The following is a 23,739-nucleotide window of genomic DNA, read 5'->3' as shown; positions in this document are numbered from 1 at the left end:
ATGGCACAGTCATTAACAGCAACAGCGCAATCGCTTATAAATGCCAATAAAAAAGTGCAATTGATTTATGCGTTCAATGGTATTGGTAAAACAAGGTTGTCCCGTGAGTTCCGCCTTTTAGTGGCTCCAAAACAAGCGGAAGGTGAAGAAGAATCGGAGGAAGAAACAGGAATTAAAATTCTCTATTACAATGCATTTACCGAAGACTTGTTTTATTGGGACAATGACTTAGATGCTGATGTTAACAGAAAACTACTCATCCGTCCAAATGGATTTACCAATTTGGTTCTCGGTTTCCTAAAAGACCAGGGGCTTGATGAAAATATTGCTACTAATTTCCGACACTATACAAGTGATAAATTAACACCCCGCTTTAATGAGCAATATACAATCAAGGATGCAACTGATAAAGAGATTGTTGTTCCTGCCTATTCTGAGATTACTTTCTCAATCGAAGCCGGGAATGAAGAACCTATTCACAATATAAAGATTTCAAAAGCGGAGGAAAGCAACTTTATCTGGTGCGTATTTTATAGTTTATTAGAACAAATAGTTGAAATTAGAAATCTCGAACCAGAAGACCGCGCAACTCTTCAGTTTGATGATTTAGAATATGTGTTCATTGACGACCCTGTAAGTTCGTTAGATGATAACCATTTAATTCAACTTGCAGTTAATTTGGCAGACCTCATCAAGAAATCTAGAGATCTGAAATTTGTAGTTTCAACACACAATCCACTTTTTTACAATGTGCTGTTTAACGAAGTGGGAAACAAAACCTGCTACATGTTTACTAAACTTGAAGACGCTACTTATGATTTAATAGAAAAACATGGCGACTCAAACAAAAGCTTTTCCTATCATCTTTTTTTGAAGCAAACCATTGAAGAAGCAATTATTGACAACAAAATTCAGAAATACCATTTTATGCTGCTGCGCAATCTTTACGAGAAAACAGCAAATTTCTTAGGTTATCCTAAGTGGTCGGAGTTATTACCAGATGATAAACAAACATATTACAACAGAGTAATTCAATTCACAAGTCACTCCACATTATCAAATGATGTGGTTCCCGAACCTACCGAACCTGAAAAACAAACCGTAAAATTCTTATTAGATCATTTGGTAGACAATAATTATTGGAAAGAAGCAATAGTAGCTGCACCAGCGGCTCAAGTCCCAACAACAGAAACAGAACATGGCACAGTATAAAACCATAGCGGAATCTAACAATTTTATTGTTTTAGATAAATATACCAAGTTTTCAGAGCTTAATGACGCACCAACGGTTTATCAAACAGAGGCTGCTCTTGAGAAGGAATTTGTTCAGGATTTAATTAATCAAGGATATGAAAACCCCAAACTAAATTCTATCGAAGACATGATGGCTAATGCAAGAGTACAATTGCAAACATTAAACAACATGGAGTTTTCAGACAGCGAATGGACTCGTTTTGTTGAGGAGTATTTAGATAAACCAAGTGATAATCTGGTTGAAAAAACAAGAAAGATTCATGATAATTATATCTACGACTTTGTTTTTGATGATGGCCATATCCAAAACATCTACTTGATAGATAAAAATAATATCGCCCGTAATAAAGTTCAGGTAATTTCACAATTTGAGCAAAAAGGCACTCATGCTAATCGTTACGATGTTACTATTTTGGTAAACGGATTGCCTTTGGTACAAATAGAACTAAAAAAACGTGGAGTCGCTATTCGCGAAGCATTTAATCAGGTGCACCGCTACACTAAGGAGAGCCTTAACAGTTCTAATTCTCTTTTTAAATACATACAGATTTTTGTTATCTCTAACGGTACGGACAGCCGTTATTTTGCAAATACCGTGGAGCGCAACAAAAATAGCTTTGACTTCACGATGAACTGGGCAAAAGTTGACAATTCATTAATTAAAGACCTTAAAGATTTTACGGCAACCTTTTTTCAAAAAGATACTTTGCTAAAAGTGTTACTCACCTATTCCGTTTTTGATACTAGCGATACATTACTCATTATGAGACCTTATCAGATAGCAGCTACAGAACGGATGCTATGGAAAATTACAAGCTCCTATCACGCTAAAAATTGGTCTAAGGTAGAAAGCGGCGGCTACATTTGGCACACGACCGGTTCGGGGAAAACTTTAACCAGTTTTAAAGCGGCTCGTTTAGCAACACAATTAGATTTTATTGACAAAGTTTTTTTTGTGGTAGATCGTAAAGATTTAGACTTTCAAACCATGAAAGAGTATCAAAAATTTTCCCCAGACAGTGTAAACGGCTCAGAAAGTACGGCAGGTCTAAAGCGAAATATTGACAAAGAAGATAATAAGATTATTGTCACTACCATTCAAAAGCTAAACAATCTCATGAAAACCGAGGCTGATTTAGACATTTATCAAAAACAGGTGGTCTTCATTTTTGATGAAGCACACCGGTCACAGTTTGGAGAAGCACAAAAGAACCTAAATAAAAAGTTTAAAAGATTTTACCAATTTGGTTTTACCGGAACACCGATATTCCCTAAAAATGCAACTGGTGCTGACACGACTGCAAGTGTTTTCGGTACAGAATTACACTCCTATGTCATCACTGATGCCATTCGGGATGAAAAAGTACTAAAATTCAAAGTCGATTATAACAATGTCCGGGCACAGTTTAAGAGCTTTGAAACAGAGGTCGATGAAAAAAAACTAACTGCAGCAGAAAACAAAAGAGCATTTTTGCACCCAGCTCGAATTAGAGAAGTTTCCCAGTACATTCTAAAAAATTTTAGAATAAAAACACACAGGAATCAGGGAGGCAATAGGGGTTTTAACGCCATGTTTGCAGTGAGCAGTATTGATGCTGCAAAATGTTATTATGAGGAATTGAACCACCTTCAAATAAACATTGAAAACCCTTTGAAAATTGCAACGATATTCTCATATGCTGCTAATGAAGAACAAAGTGCCATTGGCGAAATTATGGATGAAACCTTTGAACCCTCTGCAATGGATCAAAGTGCCAAGGAATTTTTAACTGCGGCAATAAAGGATTACAATACGATGTTCAAAACTAGTTTTGGCGTGGACAGCAGTGAGTTTCAGAACTACTATCGTGACCTTGCCAAACGCGTAAAAAATAAAGAAGTAGACTTAATTATCGTAGTCGGTATGTTTCTTACTGGCTTTGATGCACCAACACTTAATACTTTATTTGTAGACAAGAACCTGCAATATCATGGTTTGATGCAAGCGTTTTCCCGAACCAATCGTATTTACGACGCTACAAAAACTTTTGGCAACATTATTACCTTCCGGGACTTAGAAGCAGCTACCGTCGAAGCCATAACTTTATTCGGCGATAAAAACACTAAAAATGTAGTACTCGAAAAAAGTTACAGAGAATATTTGGATGGGTTTACTGATGTAACCACAGGAGAAGCACGTAGAGGATTCATAGATATAGTGAAGGACTTAAATGAAAAGTTCCCGAATCCTGACGATATTGTAACGGAAAAAGACAAAAAAGAGTTTTCTAAAATATTTGGAGAGTATTTGCGGGTAGAGAATATACTACAGAATTACGATGAGTTTACTAAGTTAAAAGCGCTTCGGGAAATTGATAGTAATAGTCCAGAAGCTATCGAGGCATTTAAGGAAGCTTACAATGTAACTGATGAAGAAATGGTGACGATGCAGAAAATTGACTTGCTGCCAGAACGAAGCATTCAGGATTATCGCTCCACTTACAATGACATACGTGACTGGTTAAGACAACAGAAAAACGGCAAAGAATCAGAAGAATCTACTATAGATTGGGATGATGTTGTTTTTGAAATTGACTTACTTAAATCCCAAGAAATCAATCTTGATTATATTCTTGAATTGATTTTTGAGCACAATAAGAAGAACAAGGATAAAGCAACCTTGATAGAAGAAATCAGAAGGGTAATTCGTGCGAGTATAGGCAATAGGGCTAAAGAAAGTTTGGTTGTAGATTTTATAAATGAAACAGACCTTGAAATCATTCAAGATAAAGCTAATATTCTAGATTCATTTTACTCGTATGCACAAGCTAAACTGAAAACAGAGGCTTCAGAATTGATTTTAGATGAAAACTTAAATGAGGAAGAAGCAAAAAGATATATTTCTGTTTCTTTAAAGCGTGAATTTGCGACCGATAACGGAACAGACCTAAATACAATATTACCTAAAATGAGTCCATTAAACCCTCAGTACTTAACAAAGAAACAAAGTGTTTTTCGGAAGATTGCCTTATTTGTAGAAAAGTTCAAAGGCATTGATAGACAATTATAATATCTTATATTTTAACACTTTAATGATTGCATCGAATGAATTTATACAACCTTACCAAAAATAAATTAGCACAGTTAAAAGAAAAACCTTTTAAACTAGAGCGTGAAATTCAACATTTTTTTGAGCAAAATATGCTTGAAATAACTGGCCTAAAATTGGTAAAAAGTGAGTTTGTCATCAAAGGCAAACGAATTGATACATTGGCTTTTGACAATCAAGCAAACGCATTTGTGATAATAGAATATAAGCGGGATAAGAATGTAAGTGTGGTCGACCAGGGCTTTACTTACTTAAGCTTAATGCTAGAGAATAAAGCCGATTTTGTTCTAACTTATAATGAAACATTAACAAAATCATTGCACAGCACTAAAGTTGACTGGTCCCAAACCCGGGTTATTTTCGTATCGCCAAGCTTTACCGAAAATCAACGGTTGGCAACCAATTTCAAAGATATTGCCATTGAACTATGGGAAATCAAACGTTTTGAGAATGATATCATCAGCATCAGCCCTATCAAAAAAACACGCGCTGCCGAGAGTATTAAGGCCATCACACAACAAGATAGCAAAATAAAGTCGGTCACCGCCGAAATTAGAGTATACAGCGAAGAGGAGCATTTACAAGGTAAGAGTGATGATACCGTTGAATTGTACCACACTTTTAAAAATGCAATTCTCAACTTGAAAGATGATTTGGATATTAAGCCAAAAAAACAGGAAATCGGGTTTACCAATAGCGGTAAAATTTTTGCCGATGTATGCATCCTCAAAAACAGCCTAAAATTTTGGATTAATCTTAAAAAAGGACAACTGGACGACCCTAAAAAAATGTCCCGTGATGTCACTTCTATAGGACATTGGGGCAATGGGGACTATGAGATTGTTACAAATGACACAAATAATATTGAATATATCTTATTTTTGATTAAACAAGCACTATAACTATTGAGTATCCAAAACAAAAATATCATTTCAATCATCAAAAAATTTCCAACCGATGGACATAGTCCCTATTTGGCGCTTAATGATGAATTTGAAGAATTTGTAGTGAAACCACCCCAAAGCCAATATGATTTCGGTGCAATAAAAAAGGAATTTTTGTGCGCGCTATTGTTACCTCATTGGTCTTTATTGACACCTCCATTTTTTAGTTGTAACGTTTCGCAAGATCTACTTGCAGCTACATTAATGCATGATAATAGGTTTAAATTAACTGATTCTTATTTTGCATCATTATTTATAGAAGACGTTACTGAGTTAAACCAGTTATTTGAATTTAAAGGCAAAGTTGCCCTAAAAAGTATTAGAATCAAAGAAGATTTAATACGGTTGGCGTTATTTGATGTGTGGGTTGAGAATGATGACCGCAAACCGACAAACTCCAATGTGCTGCTAAAGTCAACCGAAAATCAATTCGATATTTATGCCATTGACCATGCCTTTACATTTGCTTCAGTAGCCTTAGATAGTTTATACATTGGCATTCTTAGTTTTAGTGATAATGATTCTATACTTTACAGTGAATTGGGTAAAGAACTGGTTCGCAATTGTGAAATAAATGATAATTGGCTAAAAGAGTTTGAACAATATTTCTACCTTTGCATACAAAATTGCAGGGAGAATTTCAAGGACATTATAAATAAAATCCCTGAAACTTATCAACTAACTGTTAACGAAATCAATTGTTTACAACAGTTTTTGTTTGATGATAAAAGAAATAAAGAGGTATTAAGTACGTTATTTTATATAATTAACGATATAAGAAAATGAAAACATTTTATAGTTTAATAAAGATTAGAACAAATCAATTGTCCGACGATACCGTCACTATTGGTTTGCTGCTTTACAATGAAATGGATTTCAATATTGCCTTTTCAAAAAACAAAGTGGCAGTTGCAAAATCATTGCTAAAATCAAACAATAAAATAGTTGATACAATTGTAAAAGAAATTACAAGCAGTATCAAAAATTTTAGTTCAAACAAAACCAGATATGATAATAGTCTTTGGCATCTGGAAAACAAATTCAATGCGAAATATTTTGATTATCTTTCAAAATATTCAAATGGTTTCTTGAGTTTTACTGCACCAAAATTTATTGACACTAATAATTCAACAAATAGTTTCAACAAAATGTTCACACTTTTTGTAGATGAAAAGTTTGGTTTAGAAACTTTCAATGAAGAAAAAAAGGAAATAGAACACCGTTTTAATGAGCGGGTACAGCTTAACTTAATTCAAAAAGTTGTCGAAAAAGTGCACACTAATTATTCGTTTGACAATCATATAGTACCAACCCTCTTCAATCCTTTCAACATGGATTGCATTGGTAAAAACGGTGTACTAATTGGCGCCAAGTCCTTATCGTTTACAAACTCTAAAGAGACTTTACACAAAAACATAAACACCTTTGTAAGTGTTATTGCACATTTGTCTTCAAAATACAATAAAGACATAAAAGACAACCAGTTTTATTTAATAGCCGATGAACCAAAATACAATTCGGAGGAACACAAAATTTGGAAGCAAATTCACGATGCTGATAACATCATAAAATTGATTAATTCAGACGAGTCAGAGCAAGTAGCGGAATTAATCATAGCTAAAAGAGCTACTACTTTTATAGAGTAATACTTCGGGTTATAAATACCCAAATCCATTATTATGCGCTATTGTAACTAGTGGCTGAATGCATTCTTTGTACTTACTATAGTCAAAGCTGTTGGCACTACTCAAATCCGGGTAAATAGTCAAATACTCTTCCAGCAATTTACTCTTAGGGCTTTGATGGGTTATAATTTCAAAAGCCCTTTTTTGCAGTTTAAAAAAAACATCAAAATGAGTTTCCATATTGGGCAGCTTATCGCTCTTGGTAGCGTTAAAACTGGTATCAATTGGCAGCAAATTCCATATCAAATCATGTGATACAAAGGCATGGGGCACAAAATGATCTAAGGCATATTTGTCAAGTGTCAAAGCAGTATTGGTAAAAATGCAATCTAGGGTTCCAAGTTCTTTAAAAACAATATCCCAGTAATTCTTGCGTTGGTTAGTAAGTGAGCCTCTAAATGGAGGGCGTATCAACTTATTGGCAATATCCGGCACATTCGGGTTGCGCACCTGCAAAAACAAGGTCAGGTTCCAATAAATAAAATCCTTCAGTATCCTGGCATTGGCTTGTAGGTACCCAACCCATTTAGGATTTATGACAATATGGTCATCATAAAGTGCATACAAACAATCATTTTCAAATACCTGAGAAGAAGCATAAATCCGCTTCCGGTAGGCAACATCATTCTCCCCTCCCACTTTGGCAAACCACGGAGACAAAAACCAATGCGGCACATTCTTATTAAAATGGTAAAGGGTTTGTTGTGTGGTCTTGAGTTCAGAGTTTTCTAAAACAGACAATAATAGACTTTTTTTAGTATCTAGAGTCAATCGCTCTTGTTCCAAAATAGCCTTTACCGCCTGCTGTATCAAATCCTGCTTCCCAAAAGACACATGAAAATAATTCACAGTATACCAGGCGTTGCCAATCATACGCGCAAACAAATGCCGCTTCGGTATGCTTACCTGCCCTTCTTCAACCAGTTCCAAAACAGCCAGTAACCAATAAAACTTATAGGTCGCCGAGGTATTGCCAAAAGAAGCCGCTAATTTAGCTATGGGTAGTTTATCCGAATGAGGAAGATGCATATATAATGAATTGTGGTTTTGCTAAGATAGTAAAATATAATTTTATAAAGCATTTTGCATGAATTTTTAATAAAAATATATGCAATAATAAATATTATTACTAACTTTGTCTCATGAATAAGTTACAGGAACTAAAAAAACATTTAAAACGGGGTAAGGTATACCGCAGGGCAGATTTGGCCAAATGGTCAAAATCAGTAGACCGTCATGCCGATGAATTGGTAAAGGACGGTACTTTGCAAAAGCTCGCGCAGGGGCTATACTTATATCCCGAAGTTACTGTTTTCGGAGAAGCACCTCCCGAAGAGGAAGTACTGGTTCGTTCTTTTCTTAAAGACAGTCGTTTTTTGGTAACATCCTTTAACGCTTATAATTCCCTTGGAGTGGGTACTACACAACTCTATAATCAAAAAACAGTGTATAACCACAAACGCCATGGTGACTTTAAGCTCGGGGGAAAAATATATTCCTTTAAAATGAAACCGCACTTTCCAAAAAAAGCAACTCCCGAATTCCTTTTAGTGGACATGCTCAATAACTTGGATAAGCTGGCAGAAGATCCAAACGAAGTGCTGGCCAAAGTGAAGTTCCGCGTTACTGAGATGAACAGTAAAAAATTAAGGAAATCCCTGGAGGAGTATGGTAGCCTCAAAGCAAAAAAATTATTGGAACCATTAGTAGCTTAATTATGCCTGACTACTTACACAACCACAAAGATTTTCCGGCACTGCTCCGCATCGCCGGCAAAGAATTAGGCATTGAGGAAGGCCTGGTCGAAAAAGACTATTGGATTATGCATGCCTTGTTTGGGCTCAAAAAACAGGGATACCAATTTGAATTAAAAGGCGGTACTTCCCTGTCCAAAGGCTACGGCATTATCCACCGCTTTTCCGAAGATATAGATATCCATATTAAGCCACCGGCAGAATTGGGTATCAATGAAAACCCTAACAACAGTAAGCCAAACAATGTCCAAAAAAGAAAGGATTTCTATGATGTGCTGGCAAACGAGATAAAGATTGACAGTATAATAGCAGTTGAACGCGATGAAGCTTTTGATGACACTAGGCATTATCGCAGTGGTGGTATAAGGTTGCATTATAAAAGTATTACCGATGTAGTGGATGGTTTAAAGGAAGGGATTTTGTTGGAAGCAGGATTTGATACTGTTACTCCCAACAATGCACTCACTATCTCGTCCTGGGCATTTGACAAGGCAATCCAGATGGAGGTCGTTAACTTAATTGATAACAGGGCAATTGATATTGCTTGTTACCATCCCGGATACACTTTTGTCGAGAAGCTGCAGACTGTCGCTACCAAGTTCAGGCAGGAACAGGAATCAGGTGTAGAAAGACAAAACTTGTTGCGTCAGTACTATGATATTTACAGCCTGTTAAAAGAAGAGCAGGTTAAAGCATTTATCGGAACAGCTGAATATGCTGAACATAAAATGGCACGCTTTCCGAAGATAGATTATGAGATACCAATTTCAGAAAACGAGGCGTTTCTGTTAAATGATAAAAACCTTCGCACACGTTTTATCGAACGGTATAAAAAGACAGCAGCATTATATTATAATGGACAACCCGATTTTGATGACATGCTTACTGAGATTGGCAAATGGGTAGGAAAGCTTTAAAAAAACAAAATGTTCATTATTATGAACATAAACGCGTATTTTGTATATAATAATGAACATTTTCAAGTAACACAATCCTCCCGCAGTCACACAAACAATGAATAACAAAATTCTCTTTATCTGTTCCGCCAACAAGCAGCGCTCCAAAACAGGTGAAGATTATTTTAGTATCCTCTACCCTGAACGGGAATTCCGGTCCGCGGGAACCAATCTAAAACTTTGTCAAGCTGAGGGAACAAATCCTCTCACGGAAGAAATGCTTATTTGGGCGGATACTGTTTTTGTGATGGAGAATAAACACGCTCAGCTTATAAAACAAAATACTGCAAACAAGTATCGAAATAAAATAATAGTATTGGGGATTGAAGACATTTACAAATACTATCAAAAAGAACTTATTGATCTTCTGTTGGGCAAAATCAATCCCTATTTGACAGGCAACTGACCTATTTCTCTTTTAAAACGCTCCACTTCTTTAAGTATATGTTCATCTGCCAACCGGTGCTCCTCCAAAAATCGTTTACGGTCTAATTTTACTTCTCTAAAGAAAAGAAGTATACAACTGATAAATAATAATACTGCTGGCATAAGTGCAATCATACGCATTAATATTAGTAAGAATTAAAGGTAACTATTCCGGTTGTATTATACTATGCAATTCGGGAATTACCCACCATGCAATTCGGATTTGATATTAAGAGGAGGACTGCCAGTGGCAGTCAGGTACACTAGCTTTAGCTCGTTAAGATATACTATGCGATTCGGGAATACACTATATGCAATTCGGGAATAACATACTCTACCATTTGTCGTATGTCATCCTCTCAAATAGATTTGCCCCACAACCTCAACCCAATGGCAAATGAAATTAGTTTCCGAATCCCTAATGTCTGAATTAGAGCACCAGTTAAAAATCATCCATTCCAAAACTGAGGACCCGATCCAATATGCAGAGCAGGCGATAAAAATAATAATTACTATATTGGAAAAACTAAAAACAAAATTTTTAAATCATCAATTCGAAAATAAGGCGGAAGAAGTCGATTTTTTCCGGAATATAAAACCCCGCTTTGCGGCCAAACTCATTTACTATAATGAAATCTACAATATAGAAACGGCCAAACCCTTTGGCACTAGAAAGGCAATTCGAAAACACTACAAATTAGAACTGACAAAACTGGAAAAGTACGGCAATGAAAATATCGAATTTTATAAATACTACCGCACTGGCAACAACAACCTGGATAAAAAATACTTCATTCGAGGCAAACACGATCTACGACATACATTAGACAGCTTTTACTTTCAGGCCGACCAGCGTTTTTCAACCTCGCACGACTATAAAGTGGCAAAAATTTTGGCCAATGATAATCTTAAGGTCTACTTGGAATCCGAAATTGCAAAACTGGATGATAAACAAGTTCAGAGCACCTTTAAAAAAACGCAAAAATGGACCGGTTCTAAAGTGGCACTGATAGAATTGATTTACGCACTACATGCGGAAGGCGTATTTAATAATGGTCAATCAGAATTAAAAGAAGTCGTAAAGAGTTTTGAATCTGCTTTTGGGGTTGAGTTGGGGCAGTTTCATAGAGTGTTTTTAGAAATTCGCGCAAGGAAATCCGAAAGGACAAAGTTTCTGAACTCTTTAAAGGAGAAATTAATCTTGCGAATGGATGATGCAGATGAAATATAGGAAAGTCCCTCTCGTCAGAGGGACTTATTGTTTCTTACTTATTCGAAACAATTCCTGTTACCAGGGCTGCTACTATAGCTTTTGCTTCGTTCTCTTCTGCGCCTTCTTCTGCACCATATACATGCGTTACCCAAATAAGCCAATCGGGATCTGTATTCTTTTTAGGTTTCTTTTTTGCCCTATAGGCACTAAAACGAAGTATAGATGTACTCGTCAAAATCACACGTTCGTCCTTTTCACTAAATAAAGTATTTCCTATTACTGTTTCCTCATACTTGATTACAGCATTAGCTATCTTGGCCGCATCCATTTCTGCCTCATAAAGGGTTACCATTGTAATCAGGAAATTGCTGAAACTGGTTTTTGCAATGGGAGACAAGTTACTGGCTCCGATAATTGCTCCAATATCTACACTCCTTTTTTCAGCAAGATATTGAATTCGCTCAGGTTCTAAAGGTGAGCCGATAGCATCCAATGAAACAAACGAAGTATTGGCATTTGCAAGGGTTTCTACTTGCGTAATTACCGATGCTGCATCCTTAGGCCTGTTGCTTCCATCATAATAAGCATCAAAAATTGCATCATATATCCTTCCGGCGTTATCGTGCGGATTAGCATTATTGCTGGGGAGTGTACCGCTTCCTTTCATCAGTATTGCGGAGCTCGTTTCCTGTTGGCTATTTTCTTCATTAGTACAGGAAGCAAAAAAAGTCAAAATTAGTAGGCATGAATATAAATTTTTCATGGTTCATAAATGTTTAAAATGTTACTGATTACTTTTTTTCATCAGTTCATTTCGCCCGGGGTAATCTGAACAGTGTGTAGGTTTGCTCATAACAAAACCGCTTGAATTCGAACGCAAATCTAAAAGGGCTTTTTGCTCTACACAACCCAACAACTATGGCATTCGGGAACCGCATGGTAGGTGATTCCCGAACCACATACTCAAGTTTTTTTTTAATTCTCCATCGTTCAGACGATTAAGTTGTAGTGAGGTAATTCATCGAGTTTTAGTTTTTCGAACCGATGTATTCCAGTAATTTTTTTACATTTATTCGCAAATTGCCATGGTAATAATTCGTGCGTAATGGTATAACAATGTCAACACTCAGGAATGGTTCAGAAGAAGTATATAGTTATTTTACTATTGACAGTAAATTGTGTTTTCTCGCAACGCACTAATTCGTGTTTCGACACACTTTCAGACAAAAGCTTTGAGTATTTGAAAACTAAATTTGAAGAAACACTCTATGACCGTAACAAATCAAATATTTATGTGCATTTCTGGCTTCTGAAAGCCAAGTCAAAAAGAGATAACTACCTGCAGTTAGCTCTTGCTTACAAGGCCTGCCTTATCAATGCCGACAAATCAGCTCGACCGTTTTATGCAGATAGCATGATCATTAACGCAAGAAGGACTAATGACATTGAATTAACTGCATCTGCCTATCTCACCAAAGGAATAGTCCATTACGAGCGTATGGAACATAGTAAGGCACTTGATAATTATCTAAAAGCCGATCAATATGCATCACGTACAACCAAGCCGATACTGATTAACAAGATTAAATATGGAATCGCACAGATTAAATATTACCTAGGCTTTTATGACGAAGCAATTTCGTTGCTTCAAGAGTGTGTTAATTACTTTAGGGAGGAAAATGACCGTGCATACTTAAATTCATTGCACGCTCTCGGATTAGCTTATATGAAGATTGGAAAATATGATTTGGCTTCAGAAACCAATCAGTTGGGAATTGACCAAGGGAAATTATTTGAAGACACTTCTATGGAATGCTATTTTAAACATTCCGAAGCAATCAACATGTGCTACAAAGGAAATTTCAAGTCAGCTGTAAAAAAGCTCAATCAGCTAGTACCCGATATCATTCGAATAAAAGATTATGGTAATGAATCAGCTACTTACTATTACATCGGAAAAGCATACTGGTCATTACAACAGCCGGATAAGGCAATTAATTACTTTAAAAAGGTCGACAGGATATTCGAACTAAAAAGCTACATCCTCCCAGATTTGAGAAGTGCTTATGAGTACTTAATCGACTATTATAAAGAGAAGGGCGATAGCAGAGCACAGCTTCGCTACATTAATCAGTTACTAAAAGTAGATAAGCTTTTGGCTCATGATTACAAATACCTTCTAAAGAAAATTGTAAAGGAATATGATACCAAAGAACTTATCAACGCCAAAAATGATATAGAGGATGCAATTCTGATTACACGCGTTACTGCCTGTATAGTTGTTGTATTAATGGCAATAATTATCATTCATCTTACTCATAAAAACAGGCGCAACAAAAAGTTATTTGAAGAATTAATGAATCGCGATACGGCGAATCATTTAGTCCCATTCGAAGCGACTTTCGATGAGTCAGAGATTGATTTTCAGGAATCAACAGAGACAGATAGCAAGGATAAACGCGCTCGGACTATAAGCCCCGACATCGAAGCCGCAATTGTCAAAAACCTAGAAAAGTTTGAACGTAACAAAAAATATTTGGAATACGATATGAACCTTTCAAAAATGGCTGCAATACTACACACCAATTCCAAATATGTAACACAGGTTATTGCAAAGCATCGCGGCAAAGGCACAATCGAATACATTACTGAACTAAAATTAGATTACATAGTCGAAATGCTTAAATCCGACAGCCGATTCAGGAACTATACGCATAAGGCACTGGGTGAGGAAGCAGGATTTCGTACCACACAAAATTTCACGCGTGCTTTTAAATCGCATACAGGAATCACGCCATCTTATTTCATCTATAAATTAAAGAAGTCAATAAACACAGACAGTTCGACTTGATTTACTTTTTTTTCTTTCACAACTTGTGAACGACTTGTGAAATAAAAATTTCCAAATCACACAATTTTGTGCCATAACAATGTAAAACATAAATTATGGCAGTTGAAATTCTAACAAAGGAAGATCTGAACGATTTTAGAATATTACTTTTAGATGATATTAGAGAAATCTTGCAAGGCAAAACAGACCATACCAAGCAATGGCTAAAGTCTAAAGAGGTTCGTAAACTACTCAACATTTCTCCGGGAACATTACAAACCTTACGAATAAACAAAACCTTGTCATATACTAAGATTGGTGGCATAATCTACTATGCACACAAGGATATTGAAAAATTACTTGATGAGAATAAGGTAAGCTCAGAAAGGACGCTATTTAACTCAAAGTAATTCAAATCATGAATTACATCAAGCACTTAACAGGTTTTTTCGAAAAAGTAGCAACAGATCGAAATCTAAATCCCACACATGTTAGCCTCTATATGTCGCTTTTCCAATTCTGGAATTGCAACCGGTTCAAAAATCCAATCAGCATTTCTCGTGACGAAATCATGAGAATTAGCAAAATCAGTTCAAAAGCCACCTACCACAAATGCCTTAAAGCATTACACGCACAAGGCTACATTAATTACGAACCCTCATACAATCCATTCAAAGGCAGCCATGTTTTCTTATTCAATTTTTCCGATGATTTAAAGCCTTTGCCAAAAAATACCAGTCCAAATTTTAAACCTGTCGTTGAACAGGTTGCAGACAAGTTATGTACTAGTACTGAAACAAGTCGGGAACAGCTTGATGAACAAGTCGTAGTACCTTATATAAACAATATAAACAATACAAACGATTCAAATTTTACAAAGAGTTTAAACAGCGATGAACAAACAAAAAAAAATGAAGAAGAAATTTTTGATTTTAAAACAGAGCGCGATACCAGCAAAGAAAAAAAGTTGCGCCAAAAAAAGAAAGAAGATGCTATACCATCATTAATAGTTATTCCAAGACTGGAAGAAGTGAATTACTATTTCGCACAGCAAAGCTTTCCGGAAGCGGAAGCGGTAAAATTCTTCAATTACAATAACAGCATTGGATGGATTATCGGTGGTAAGTCACCAATAACCGATTGGAAATCTGCAGCAAATAACTGGATCCTAAACGCACCAAAATTCATTTCAAATGAACGAACAGACCGAACAAAACAACTCAATACCTCCGCAGATAAAGACTATTCAGAGCCACTTTGATTATAGTGATATTTTGATTTGGATAGAAAAGAAAGGTCAGGAGTTATACGGCTCCCATTTTAAAATAATGGATAGTGACCAACCGGTTGTATACCGTTTAATTGCTTATTTCCTGAAAGACGAGCAAACGGCCTTCAGGTATAATCTAGATTTGAACAAAGGAATCATACTTTCGGGCCCGGTCGGTTGTGGCAAAACATCATTACTGACTATCATGAAACACCTCACCCCTATTCCCCATAAATTTTCTGTAAAGCCCTGTCGTGATATTAGCTTTGAATTTATTAAGGATGGCTACGAAGTAATTCATCGTTACGCTAATGGCAAACTCTACATTTCAGAGCCAAAGATATTCTGCTTTGATGATCTAGGGATAGAGAACAATCTGAAATACTTCGGCAACGAATGCAATGTAATGGCAGAAATACTCTTGAGCCGCTATGACATTTACATTGCTAAACGAATTCCAACGCACATTACAACAAATCTATCAGCATCAGAAATTGAACACCATTATGGAATTCGAGTACGGAGCAGGTTAAGGGAAATGATGAACTTGATTAGCTACGACAAAAACACTAAAGATAAACGCTAATACAGTACAAAAATGAACAATAAGACAACGCCGTTTTGGAAATGGTTCCTAGAACACAAAAACAAACTAAAGAACCTCATGAGTATAAATCATAAAGAACAAAAACATTATCTGTTTTGGCTGAATTGGCACCTCCAATTTTATTTTCCAGGACTTGAGTATATAGTAGTGCTTCCAAAAATGAAGAAAAAAAAGTCGCAGCTAATAATATCCGCAAATGGGCAACAGAAACTTTTTCAGGAAGCCATTCAACTTGAAAAAACCTCACCCAAATTATGGGATTGGAAATTCACTGCTATTATTCAGCCGCAGCAGGACATCGAAGATATAGTAGCAGGAGTTGACGAACCCTATGTATTTCAGGATATAACCCTCAAGGCAAGCGAGCTTAAATTCATTCCTTTTGAGTATGATGGTAAAAAAAAAATAGACATGATTGTTTACATGAAGAACTTTACTATCTATTCTCATAACAAAAGTCTACCAGCTTTAATCAATATAATGCTGCAGGATTTGCTCGGCGATAAATCTATGGCAGAAAACATCAACTTAGTGCAACTAGCCCAAATGCCGGCAGAGGAAGATGATGAAATGATTTACTTATATGATCTTCAGTTTTACCTAGATGATATAAATTATAACAACAAGCAAAATTAAAAAGTGAGGCTCTTGAATGCGAATAGGAAGAAATCAGTAAATGGAAAAAATCTGAAAAATTTAAAAAATAAATCACCATAGCTATCCATCTAGCCGACTAAAAGTAGTTTTATTTATTTTGAAAGGAACTACAAAATGGGGCAACACCATTCTTGGGGGCAAGGGGTGTTATTAGTAAAGTCCCTGAAGAAGTATTTTGTTTTTTCAAAAAAGTAACTCTTTTTAAAGTCTAATTTCTCTGTTTCAATTCAATGCCTCACTTAAGATTTAGCACAGTCTATAGTTAACGCCTTTCGCTACGCCGCGCTTTTTTGGACCATAGGGGCAGAAAAGCGCTAATGTTAAAATTAAAAGTACTGGTATAACCGGAAGCTTTTGCATGTGAAGGTACTGGAGGATTATTGTATAAACCGTTATATTGGAAAGCAAACGAAGCATTTATAGCATTGGAAAAGCCTCCCACTGCTACACTCCGAATACCATGATTTAAAGGAAAAGGCAGATCATCAAATGCAACTCCACAATATGGCGCTGAAGATACTGTTTGTGCAATTACATTGTTAAAAATAGTGATTGCAATAAATGTGATAAAAAGGACAATTTTAATCATAATTAATACAGTTATTCATAATGCTGGTTAACAATAATCAAAGGGACAACATCTAATTTTAACATATTTTTACTCCATTAAAAAGGCAAACATTCAACAATGCGATACAATTATTTTACTTAAAGCTTGTGCAAATTAAACTTGTAATACTAATTAAATACTGACACAAAAGCGTCAAAAATTAAATAACAAGCTATTTCATTTTTTTTAAGTAGTCTGCTAAACTAGGATTGACAAAAAATAAGCCAGCTCTTCAACAACAATCTGACCGCAAACCAATATATAAGGAAGTTAAAAGACCAATCATTTGCAACAGTTTTTAAGCATTAAAATCAAGATTACGCAACTGTAGCTACAGAATTACTGCTTGTTAAAAAATGCGTTTGAGAATTTTCCTCATAGCACTAACTTATGCGTTTAAGGATAATCTTTAAACTTACTTTTGTTAAAAGTTATTATGAAACTAGAGAAGTTGTAAATCAATTATTCTAATTTTGAGTAATGCAAAAAATAAAGCTACTTTTACATTAGGGGTCTTAAATACACTTGACTTATAAATTTATTTTTGAAGATGATGAAGTAGCTCTTCTTTTTTATTGATGAATCTTTTTTTACAATCCATTTAAAATTTTAAATCATGAAGTATAAAATTTATTTATTGTTGTTCTATACAGTTATTTTCATATCGTGCTCCAATAAGAAGAATTCAACTACGCAGGAATATACGTATGCTACTTTTAAGAATAACTTAAAAGCTGATATGAATTACAGTTCAATTATAGCAAAATTTGGTGCACCTTCAAAAGACATTGGTAGTGGCATTCACATATACGTTTATAAATTAGCGGATGACTCAGCAATTTGGATTGGCTATACTGATAAAATTATATATGCAAACCATCTAGATAAAAATCATCAGCTAATTGAGAATATTCTTTAACGATTGTGATGAATAGGATTTACCAATATTCAATTGTTGCCAGAGGCGAATAAAATAATGAAATTGGCTGTTTAAAAAATCGTAGGGAACTTTGTAATCAAGATGTTTTGAGCGCTAAACCTCATTTTAGCAGCAGGTCTTAGTACAATTTTTAAATTACAAGCATAGAAATACTAGTCAGTGACGAAAATTTTCACATCGTTGCCAATACACTAGCAGAACAGTCAATCAAAATTCATTTCAGGGTTGTACTACTTCAAAGTGTGCCAAAACTCTAATTTTTAAACCCGAAATCACAAAAGTCAGCATCGTTAACCTAAATAGTGAAAATTGCGAAAGAAATGTAATAAATGGATTCATAGTAATTTATAACGCTAGTTTACCAAGAAAAAGAATACCGCAAGTAAATGGAAAGAATAAAATGCGCCTTTTTAAAACTACCCCACACACACAAAATAAATTCTTTCGGAAAAAAAATATAATTTAAAAAATACAACTTTTTGAATCTATTTATAATTAATGCAGTACCACTAAATTAAGTTAGTAAGATAATGGCATAAAGCTTTTAAAGATTTTTACTGCCTTTTCGAATTCTGCTAAGTGTTTCTGGTTTTACTCCTAAAAATGAAGCGATGTATTGCAACGGAACTTGCTCAAGTATTTTTGGGTTTTCTGCGATCAAATCAGTATAACGCTTTGCTTGCGAGTCAATCATAAAAGAAACCTGCCTTTTCACTCCAGTCATGTAAATATTTTCATAAAGCTTTAGAAACAGCCTTCTTATACCTGGATGATGAATCATTAACCGTTCAATGGCAATAAAATTGGCTTTATAACATTCGCAATCACTCAACGCTTGAATATTTAAAAAAGTAGGTTGATGTTTTCGAATTGAAAAGAGTTCAGCATAAATGGTTGGCCCAAACAAAAACTTTGTCGTAAATTCTTCACCATCTTTCAATGCATACGCCCTAAAAACACCACTATCAAAAAAAAACAATTCAGTAACATAGGAGCCTGCCGCGAAAACATGATCCATCTTTTTTACTTTTATAGGCTGAAACACTTCTTGTAATAAGGAGAGCTCATTTTCAGACATCTCAACAAAATTTGTGGTAAACATTTTAAAATTCTCCATAATCACAGACTTTTAAAGATACGCTTCCTAATACGACTCAAAGTTTCAGGCTTTATGCCTAAGTAAGAAGAGATATACCGTTGCGGAATTTCTGCGACAACTTTCGGACGTTCTCCAAACAATTTCAAATAGCGCTCTTGTGGCGTATCAAAAATGAAGGAATGTTGTCGCATAACACCAAACAGATAGAGATGCTCTAAAAATTTAAAAAAAACTAACTCTATGTTAGGATATTGCTCTACCAATTGATCAAGGTCAGAAAATTGAGCAACCATGCAATTTGAATGCTGCAAGGCCTGAATATTCATTAGAGTGGGTTTTTTAGTACGTACCGCAATCAAATCGGTAATCATTGTTGGCCCAAAGTAGAAGTTGGTGGTAATCTCGCTATTATCTTTATTGTAATACCCTCTCATAATACCATCGTTAGCAAAGTATATACTAGATACCATATCATTCTCTAAAAAAAGATGGTCCAGTTTTTTTATAGATATCGGGCTAAAAATTGCTAGGAATGCTTCTAATTCTTCGTCAGACAACAGAGCAAACCTGGATAAAAATATTCTTAAATTATGGGTCATATACTTACTCTCTTTGAGGTTTTTAGCAGGGGTATTAGATTCTAACCGAACATATAATGGTCGTCAAAAATCATCTTAAAAAAAAGTTTATGCTTTTCTGATTTTGCACTTAGCTGAACAACATCTTCAAAATAAGCTCTAAATACACTAGCTTTTCTAACTGGAACAAAACATCTCCTGGTCTCTTTTCCATTGCATATAGCATCTAAATCGGAAAAGAAGATTGGTTTGAAATAAAATTTCACATTACAGCATCTTCCATTTTTATCAAGATATGATTTTAAAACGCCATAGTCTAAAAAGTAAATAGAGGTAACAATCTCACTTCTCTTGATCACCATCTCATCCTGCTTTAAATTCATTGGTTTAAACAAACTGGCCAAAGCAATCAATTCGGCTGCGGTAAAATTAACATATTTTCGGGAAAATTCTTCTAAACTATATAACATAGCAGTATTAAAAAAATGAGTTTGTATCATAGAAAACTATGTACAAACTCACAGTCAAACAAAACATCAAACCAATTCTAATTAAACCTAAAAAAAAGATCTTGTTAACCAAACTACCGTACTTTAAAAAATAAATAGAAATTTAAATCTTATCTCAATTACTTTTAAATGAATATCTAATACCAACATGGAGTAAACCTAAATCGCCAGTCCAAACTTCCTTTTTACCATAAGAGTCACTAAAGTCAAATTGCGCCGAAAGAACAAGATTTTCGCTTACTTTTTTATTATATCCTAATCCTATAAGATAACCAAAATTATCGGTAAAAACTTCATTGTCGTTGTTTGATGAAGTAGCAATTGTGCTTTTTGAAAACAAAATACCACAACCTACCTTTAGAAAGATTTCAGATTTATTAGAAAATGGTAAAAACACCATGGGACTTAAAATTACATTTGAATGCTTTGCTTCAATTTCCACTTTTCCACTATTAATTACCAAAACACCTTCAGCACTGATGGGAGTAATCATTGTCGAACCGTTTAATTCCAACCCAAAATTTTTGTTATACCTATACCCAACTCCAACATTAATCATTGGTGACCACTGCTTAGCTGAGCCATTAACCAGAAACGCTAAACCATCTTCCGAACGAGATAGTCCTGATGAAAAATTAAAATATACTGCATTTTTTTTTACAGTTTGACTTTGAATAATACTTGAAGTGATTATTAACAAAATTGTAAAAATATTTTTTTTCATTTTATTTAAATTTTATTTCCGTAAACAGAATAGTACAATTTATCGATGTAAAATGGATTTGTAAAAATTTAGAGTTTGCGTTGCATTTTATTGCTTACAAACTCTAAATCACCAATCAAACATGAAACGTATTACTCTTAAAACTGATATCGATAACCAAAATCGGGTTGAAAACCAATCTGGTCAATTTGGTTCACTTGCTGAGTTAAGCGGTTGTAGTCTTTCGAGAAAACATTAGTATTGTTAGTTACATTCTGAAAATCGACATAAAATTGATGTGATCTTTTCTTTTTAGAACTATTAAATTTGAAACCAAACTTTAGATCCAATCGCAAATAAGGGTCATATTGTTCACTATAGGCCTTGGCGTCATCACGTATTTCATATCCAGCAGCAACTGAGGCGGCTAAATCAACCGGCGTATAGTAACGTCCACCAGCGGTCGTAAACTTCGTATTTATCGAGAAAACATTTTTCTTAGCGCTGCCCATTTTGAATTCTTTTCCGGCCAAAACATTTACAACATAACCATTATTAAAAGGGGAATTTCGCTCTATACCATCACTACCTTCATATTTACTTTCGAAAAGCGACGAGGTAAAAAGCAAATTATATCCTTTACTGAAAAACTTTTCCAACGTAAACTCTATACCTTGGTTAAAACCTTTACCGGTGCTCACTAATGAGTTTTTATCTATCGAAAATCCAAAATCGGCACCTTCGGTCAGAGAAGAATAACTTGACGGTGTATTTTCTACTGCTGCTTTATCAATGGCCTGGTAGTAAACTTCAACTTTTGCCCTCCATTTGTCTGCAAATCTAAGATCATAACCTAAAACATAATGAGAACTTCTAACCAAATCAAGCTCTTTATTACTTTGAACCAAATTTCCATTAATGTTTTCATTTAAAAATAGTAATGGTGCAGCTACGTTTTGATGATGTAAACCGTATCCTATATTCACTGAACTCTTGGTATTGATAGCATACGTCAAAGCGGTTCTTGGCTCAAAGACAAATTCTTCATTTAAAGAAAAATATTGTCCGTGTAAACCTGCGTTAAAGGTTAACTTATCTGTCAATCTAAACTGACCCATAGCATAGGGTTGAATGATTGAGAAAGAACCATCATTATTAATTAGATTGACGAAATCAGGCTGTCCATCTCCGTTATTATCGTCTTGTCGGTCTCTGTCAAATAGCGTATTCTCTAGTGAAAAGTTTTCCAGTAATAATCCTGTTCTAAAAGTAAATTTTTTAGATATTTTAGAATTGAAAAGTGTCGAAAAGGTAAACCTGTTTTCAGTATTTTCAACTTCTGTCCATCGCAATTTAAATTCGGTAGGAGTTTCTAAATTAAAATACCTGTCTCGCTCAAAAGTTTCCCCCGAAGTAGAACCACTTAATATAGTTTTTAAATAGGATTTTGAACCAATTTCAATGGTGTGTTTTAAACCAAAAACACTAAAACCTGAGGTCACAAAACTATCTTCATCCCTTGTTGCAAAAAGGTCATCACTACTTAACTCAACATCCTTTCCAATCAGATCGATATTTGAAATACCAACAATTCCAAAAACTGAAAAATTACCTAATTTCCCTTTACCAAAATCAACATTAAATGAAAAGTCACTATAATTAGGTTGAGCTGTTGTACCAGCCAATCCTAGTGAACCAACTATTCCATAACGACCAGCTACAAGAAACGAACCTCCTTTTTTTCCCAATGGCCCTTCTGCCATTAATTCCGCTCCAGGAAATGCTGCTACACCTACAGAATATTCATATTCTTTGTTATTACCTTTTCGTAGTCCTAAATCAAACACCCCTCCAAGTGCATTACCATATTCAGCAGGAAATGCAGAAGTTATAAAATCTGAATTAGCCAATAAATTTGGATTCAATGCAGAAACTGGACTCCCTGTTGTTCCTAATGTTGAAAAGTGATTAGGGCTTGGTATAGGAATTCCTTCTAATCGCCAAAGTAAACCTGTAGGCGAGTTACCACGAACAACGATATCATTTCTACTATCATCAGCAGTAGAAACACCTGCAAAGTTAGATGCCAATCGCGCAACATCACTTCTTCCTCCGGCATATCGGTTAACTTCTTCGGGAGAAAATTGTCGAACTGATACCGCTGCTAACTTATTGATGGATTTTGCTTTGTTATTACCATCACTAACAATAACAACCTCTTCCAGCGTATCAAACTTTTCTACTAGTGATACTGAGATAATTACTTCTTTTCCACTAGTTACATCAATATCTGGCACCGTCGAACTTTCATAACCTAGAAAACTTATTCTAACAGTTTGTCTTCCCAAAGGAACATTTAATAATTCAAAACTCCCCTTTTCATCGGTAGTACATGTTTTATTCGGGTCACTTAACAAGGATATTATGGCACCGGCAATTTCTTTCTCAGACTGCTTATCAGTTACAGTCCCTCTTATTACTCCAGTTTGTGCAAAAGATACTGCACTAATAAATAATGTAAATAAAATTAATAACTTCTTCATTTGTTGTATGTTTTAGATTAGTGCAAAGTAATTTGAAACAGAAATGGTATAAATTGATGAAAGTCAATAAAAC

23 protein-coding genes are annotated in these 23,739 nt (G+C 35.0%); 15 read left to right on the top strand and 8 right to left on the bottom strand.

Features of this window, described 5'->3' with window-relative positions:
- From GUU89_RS08430 to GUU89_RS08410, 5 genes are read left to right on the top strand one after another with little or no spacing between them, the layout of a single operon-like run.
- Positions 1-1,212: an ATP-binding protein gene (locus GUU89_RS08430; RefSeq protein ID WP_162127500.1), complete on the top strand. Its 1,212-nt coding sequence runs from the start codon at positions 1-3 to the stop codon at positions 1,210-1,212.
- Positions 1,199-4,303, top strand: coding sequence for a type I restriction endonuclease subunit R (locus tag GUU89_RS08425; RefSeq protein ID WP_162127499.1), 3,105 nt, complete (start codon positions 1,199-1,201; stop codon positions 4,301-4,303). The genes GUU89_RS08430 and GUU89_RS08425 overlap by 14 nt, the downstream gene beginning before the upstream one ends.
- A 35-nt stretch (positions 4,304-4,338) precedes the next feature.
- Positions 4,339-5,244 carry a DUF5655 domain-containing protein gene (locus tag GUU89_RS08420; protein ID WP_162127498.1) on the top strand — a complete coding sequence of 302 codons (906 nt, stop codon included), beginning with the start codon at positions 4,339-4,341 and terminating at the stop codon, positions 5,242-5,244.
- Positions 5,245-5,247: 3 nt separating this feature from the next.
- Positions 5,248-6,072: a HipA family kinase gene (locus GUU89_RS08415; RefSeq protein WP_162127497.1), complete on the top strand. Its 825-nt coding sequence runs from the start codon at positions 5,248-5,250 to the stop codon at positions 6,070-6,072.
- Positions 6,069-6,932, top strand: coding sequence for a hypothetical protein (locus tag GUU89_RS08410; protein WP_162127496.1), 864 nt, complete (start codon positions 6,069-6,071; stop codon positions 6,930-6,932). Before GUU89_RS08415 ends, GUU89_RS08410 begins: the two co-directional genes overlap by 4 nt.
- Positions 6,933-6,941: 9 nt before the next feature.
- On the opposite strand, the gene GUU89_RS08405 is transcribed toward GUU89_RS08410, so the two are convergent.
- A complete protein-coding gene (locus GUU89_RS08405) occupies positions 6,942-8,000 on the bottom strand; it encodes an HNH endonuclease domain-containing protein (protein ID WP_162127495.1) in 1,059 nt (352 codons plus the stop codon).
- A gap of 113 nt (positions 8,001-8,113) precedes the next feature.
- Between GUU89_RS08405 and GUU89_RS08400 the strand changes: the two genes are divergently transcribed.
- The 4 genes from GUU89_RS08400 (at position 8,114) to GUU89_RS08385 (ending at position 11,338) form a co-directional block, all read left to right on the top strand.
- Positions 8,114-8,686 (top strand): DUF6088 family protein, encoded by a 573-nt coding sequence (locus tag GUU89_RS08400; protein WP_162127494.1) that lies wholly within the window; start codon positions 8,114-8,116, stop codon positions 8,684-8,686.
- 2 nt (positions 8,687-8,688) lie between these two features.
- Positions 8,689-9,642, top strand: a complete 954-nt coding sequence (locus GUU89_RS08395; RefSeq protein WP_162127493.1) for a nucleotidyl transferase AbiEii/AbiGii toxin family protein — start codon at positions 8,689-8,691, stop codon at positions 9,640-9,642.
- Between the two features lie 97 nt (positions 9,643-9,739).
- Positions 9,740-10,087 carry a phosphotyrosine protein phosphatase gene (locus GUU89_RS08390; RefSeq protein ID WP_162127492.1) on the top strand — a complete coding sequence of 116 codons (348 nt, stop codon included), beginning with the start codon at positions 9,740-9,742 and terminating at the stop codon, positions 10,085-10,087.
- 417 nt (positions 10,088-10,504) lie between these two features.
- Positions 10,505-11,338 (top strand): RteC domain-containing protein, encoded by an 834-nt coding sequence (locus GUU89_RS08385; protein ID WP_162127491.1) that lies wholly within the window; start codon positions 10,505-10,507, stop codon positions 11,336-11,338.
- A gap of 34 nt (positions 11,339-11,372) precedes the next feature.
- On the opposite strand, the gene GUU89_RS08380 is transcribed toward GUU89_RS08385, so the two are convergent.
- Positions 11,373-12,083 (bottom strand): hypothetical protein, encoded by a 711-nt coding sequence (locus GUU89_RS08380; RefSeq protein ID WP_162127490.1) that lies wholly within the window; start codon positions 12,081-12,083, stop codon positions 11,373-11,375.
- A 477-nt stretch (positions 12,084-12,560) separates the two neighbouring features.
- Between GUU89_RS08380 and GUU89_RS08375 the strand changes: the two genes are divergently transcribed.
- The 5 genes from GUU89_RS08375 to GUU89_RS08355 all read left to right on the top strand — a co-directional run bounded on the left by GUU89_RS08375 (position 12,561) and on the right by GUU89_RS08355 (position 16,663).
- The gene (locus GUU89_RS08375; protein ID WP_162127489.1) at positions 12,561-14,171 is read left to right on the top strand and encodes a tetratricopeptide repeat protein; all 1,611 of its coding nucleotides are present in this window, start codon (positions 12,561-12,563) and stop codon (positions 14,169-14,171) included.
- 95 nt (positions 14,172-14,266) lie between these two features.
- Positions 14,267-14,560, top strand: a complete 294-nt coding sequence (locus GUU89_RS08370) for a helix-turn-helix domain-containing protein (protein WP_162127488.1) — start codon at positions 14,267-14,269, stop codon at positions 14,558-14,560.
- 8 nt (positions 14,561-14,568) lie between these two features.
- Entirely contained in the window at positions 14,569-15,411 is an 843-nt protein-coding gene (locus GUU89_RS08365; protein ID WP_162127487.1) for a transcriptional regulator, read from the top strand.
- Positions 15,344-16,006 carry a P-loop NTPase family protein gene (locus GUU89_RS08360; protein ID WP_235922010.1) on the top strand — a complete coding sequence of 221 codons (663 nt, stop codon included), beginning with the start codon at positions 15,344-15,346 and terminating at the stop codon, positions 16,004-16,006. Before GUU89_RS08365 ends, GUU89_RS08360 begins: the two co-directional genes overlap by 68 nt.
- A 12-nt stretch (positions 16,007-16,018) precedes the next feature.
- Positions 16,019-16,663 carry a hypothetical protein gene (locus GUU89_RS08355; protein ID WP_162127486.1) on the top strand — a complete coding sequence of 215 codons (645 nt, stop codon included), beginning with the start codon at positions 16,019-16,021 and terminating at the stop codon, positions 16,661-16,663.
- Between the two features lie 283 nt (positions 16,664-16,946).
- Here the strand turns inward: GUU89_RS08355 and GUU89_RS08350 are convergent, their stop codons facing one another.
- Positions 16,947-17,273, bottom strand: coding sequence for a hypothetical protein (locus GUU89_RS08350; RefSeq protein ID WP_162127485.1), 327 nt, complete (start codon positions 17,271-17,273; stop codon positions 16,947-16,949).
- A 637-nt stretch (positions 17,274-17,910) separates the two neighbouring features.
- Here GUU89_RS08350 and GUU89_RS08345 point away from each other — a divergent pair.
- Positions 17,911-18,213, top strand: a complete 303-nt coding sequence (locus tag GUU89_RS08345; protein ID WP_162127484.1) for a hypothetical protein — start codon at positions 17,911-17,913, stop codon at positions 18,211-18,213.
- Positions 18,214-18,778: 565 nt separating this feature from the next.
- Here GUU89_RS08345 and GUU89_RS08340 read toward each other — a convergent pair.
- From GUU89_RS08340 to GUU89_RS08320, 5 genes are all read right to left on the bottom strand, one after another.
- Complete coding sequence (locus tag GUU89_RS08340) at positions 18,779-19,351, bottom strand: Crp/Fnr family transcriptional regulator (protein ID WP_162127483.1); 573 nt, start codon at positions 19,349-19,351, stop codon at positions 18,779-18,781.
- Between the two features lie 2 nt (positions 19,352-19,353).
- The gene (locus GUU89_RS08335) at positions 19,354-19,932 is read right to left on the bottom strand and encodes a Crp/Fnr family transcriptional regulator (RefSeq protein ID WP_162127482.1); all 579 of its coding nucleotides are present in this window, start codon (positions 19,930-19,932) and stop codon (positions 19,354-19,356) included.
- Between the two features lie 41 nt (positions 19,933-19,973).
- The gene (locus GUU89_RS08330) at positions 19,974-20,411 is read right to left on the bottom strand and encodes a cyclic nucleotide-binding domain-containing protein (RefSeq protein WP_162127481.1); all 438 of its coding nucleotides are present in this window, start codon (positions 20,409-20,411) and stop codon (positions 19,974-19,976) included.
- Positions 20,412-20,535: 124 nt separating this feature from the next.
- Positions 20,536-21,144, bottom strand: coding sequence for an outer membrane beta-barrel protein (locus tag GUU89_RS08325; protein WP_162127480.1), 609 nt, complete (start codon positions 21,142-21,144; stop codon positions 20,536-20,538).
- 137 nt (positions 21,145-21,281) lie between these two features.
- Positions 21,282-23,666: a TonB-dependent receptor gene (locus GUU89_RS08320; RefSeq protein WP_162127479.1), complete on the bottom strand. Its 2,385-nt coding sequence runs from the start codon at positions 23,664-23,666 to the stop codon at positions 21,282-21,284.
- Between the last annotated feature and the right edge of the window lie 73 nt (positions 23,667-23,739).

The sequence above is a fragment of the Flavobacterium phycosphaerae genome (assembly GCF_010119235.1).
Classification (GTDB): domain Bacteria; phylum Bacteroidota; class Bacteroidia; order Flavobacteriales; family Flavobacteriaceae; genus Flavobacterium; species Flavobacterium phycosphaerae.
This window is presented reverse-complemented; position numbering and strand designations above follow the sequence as displayed.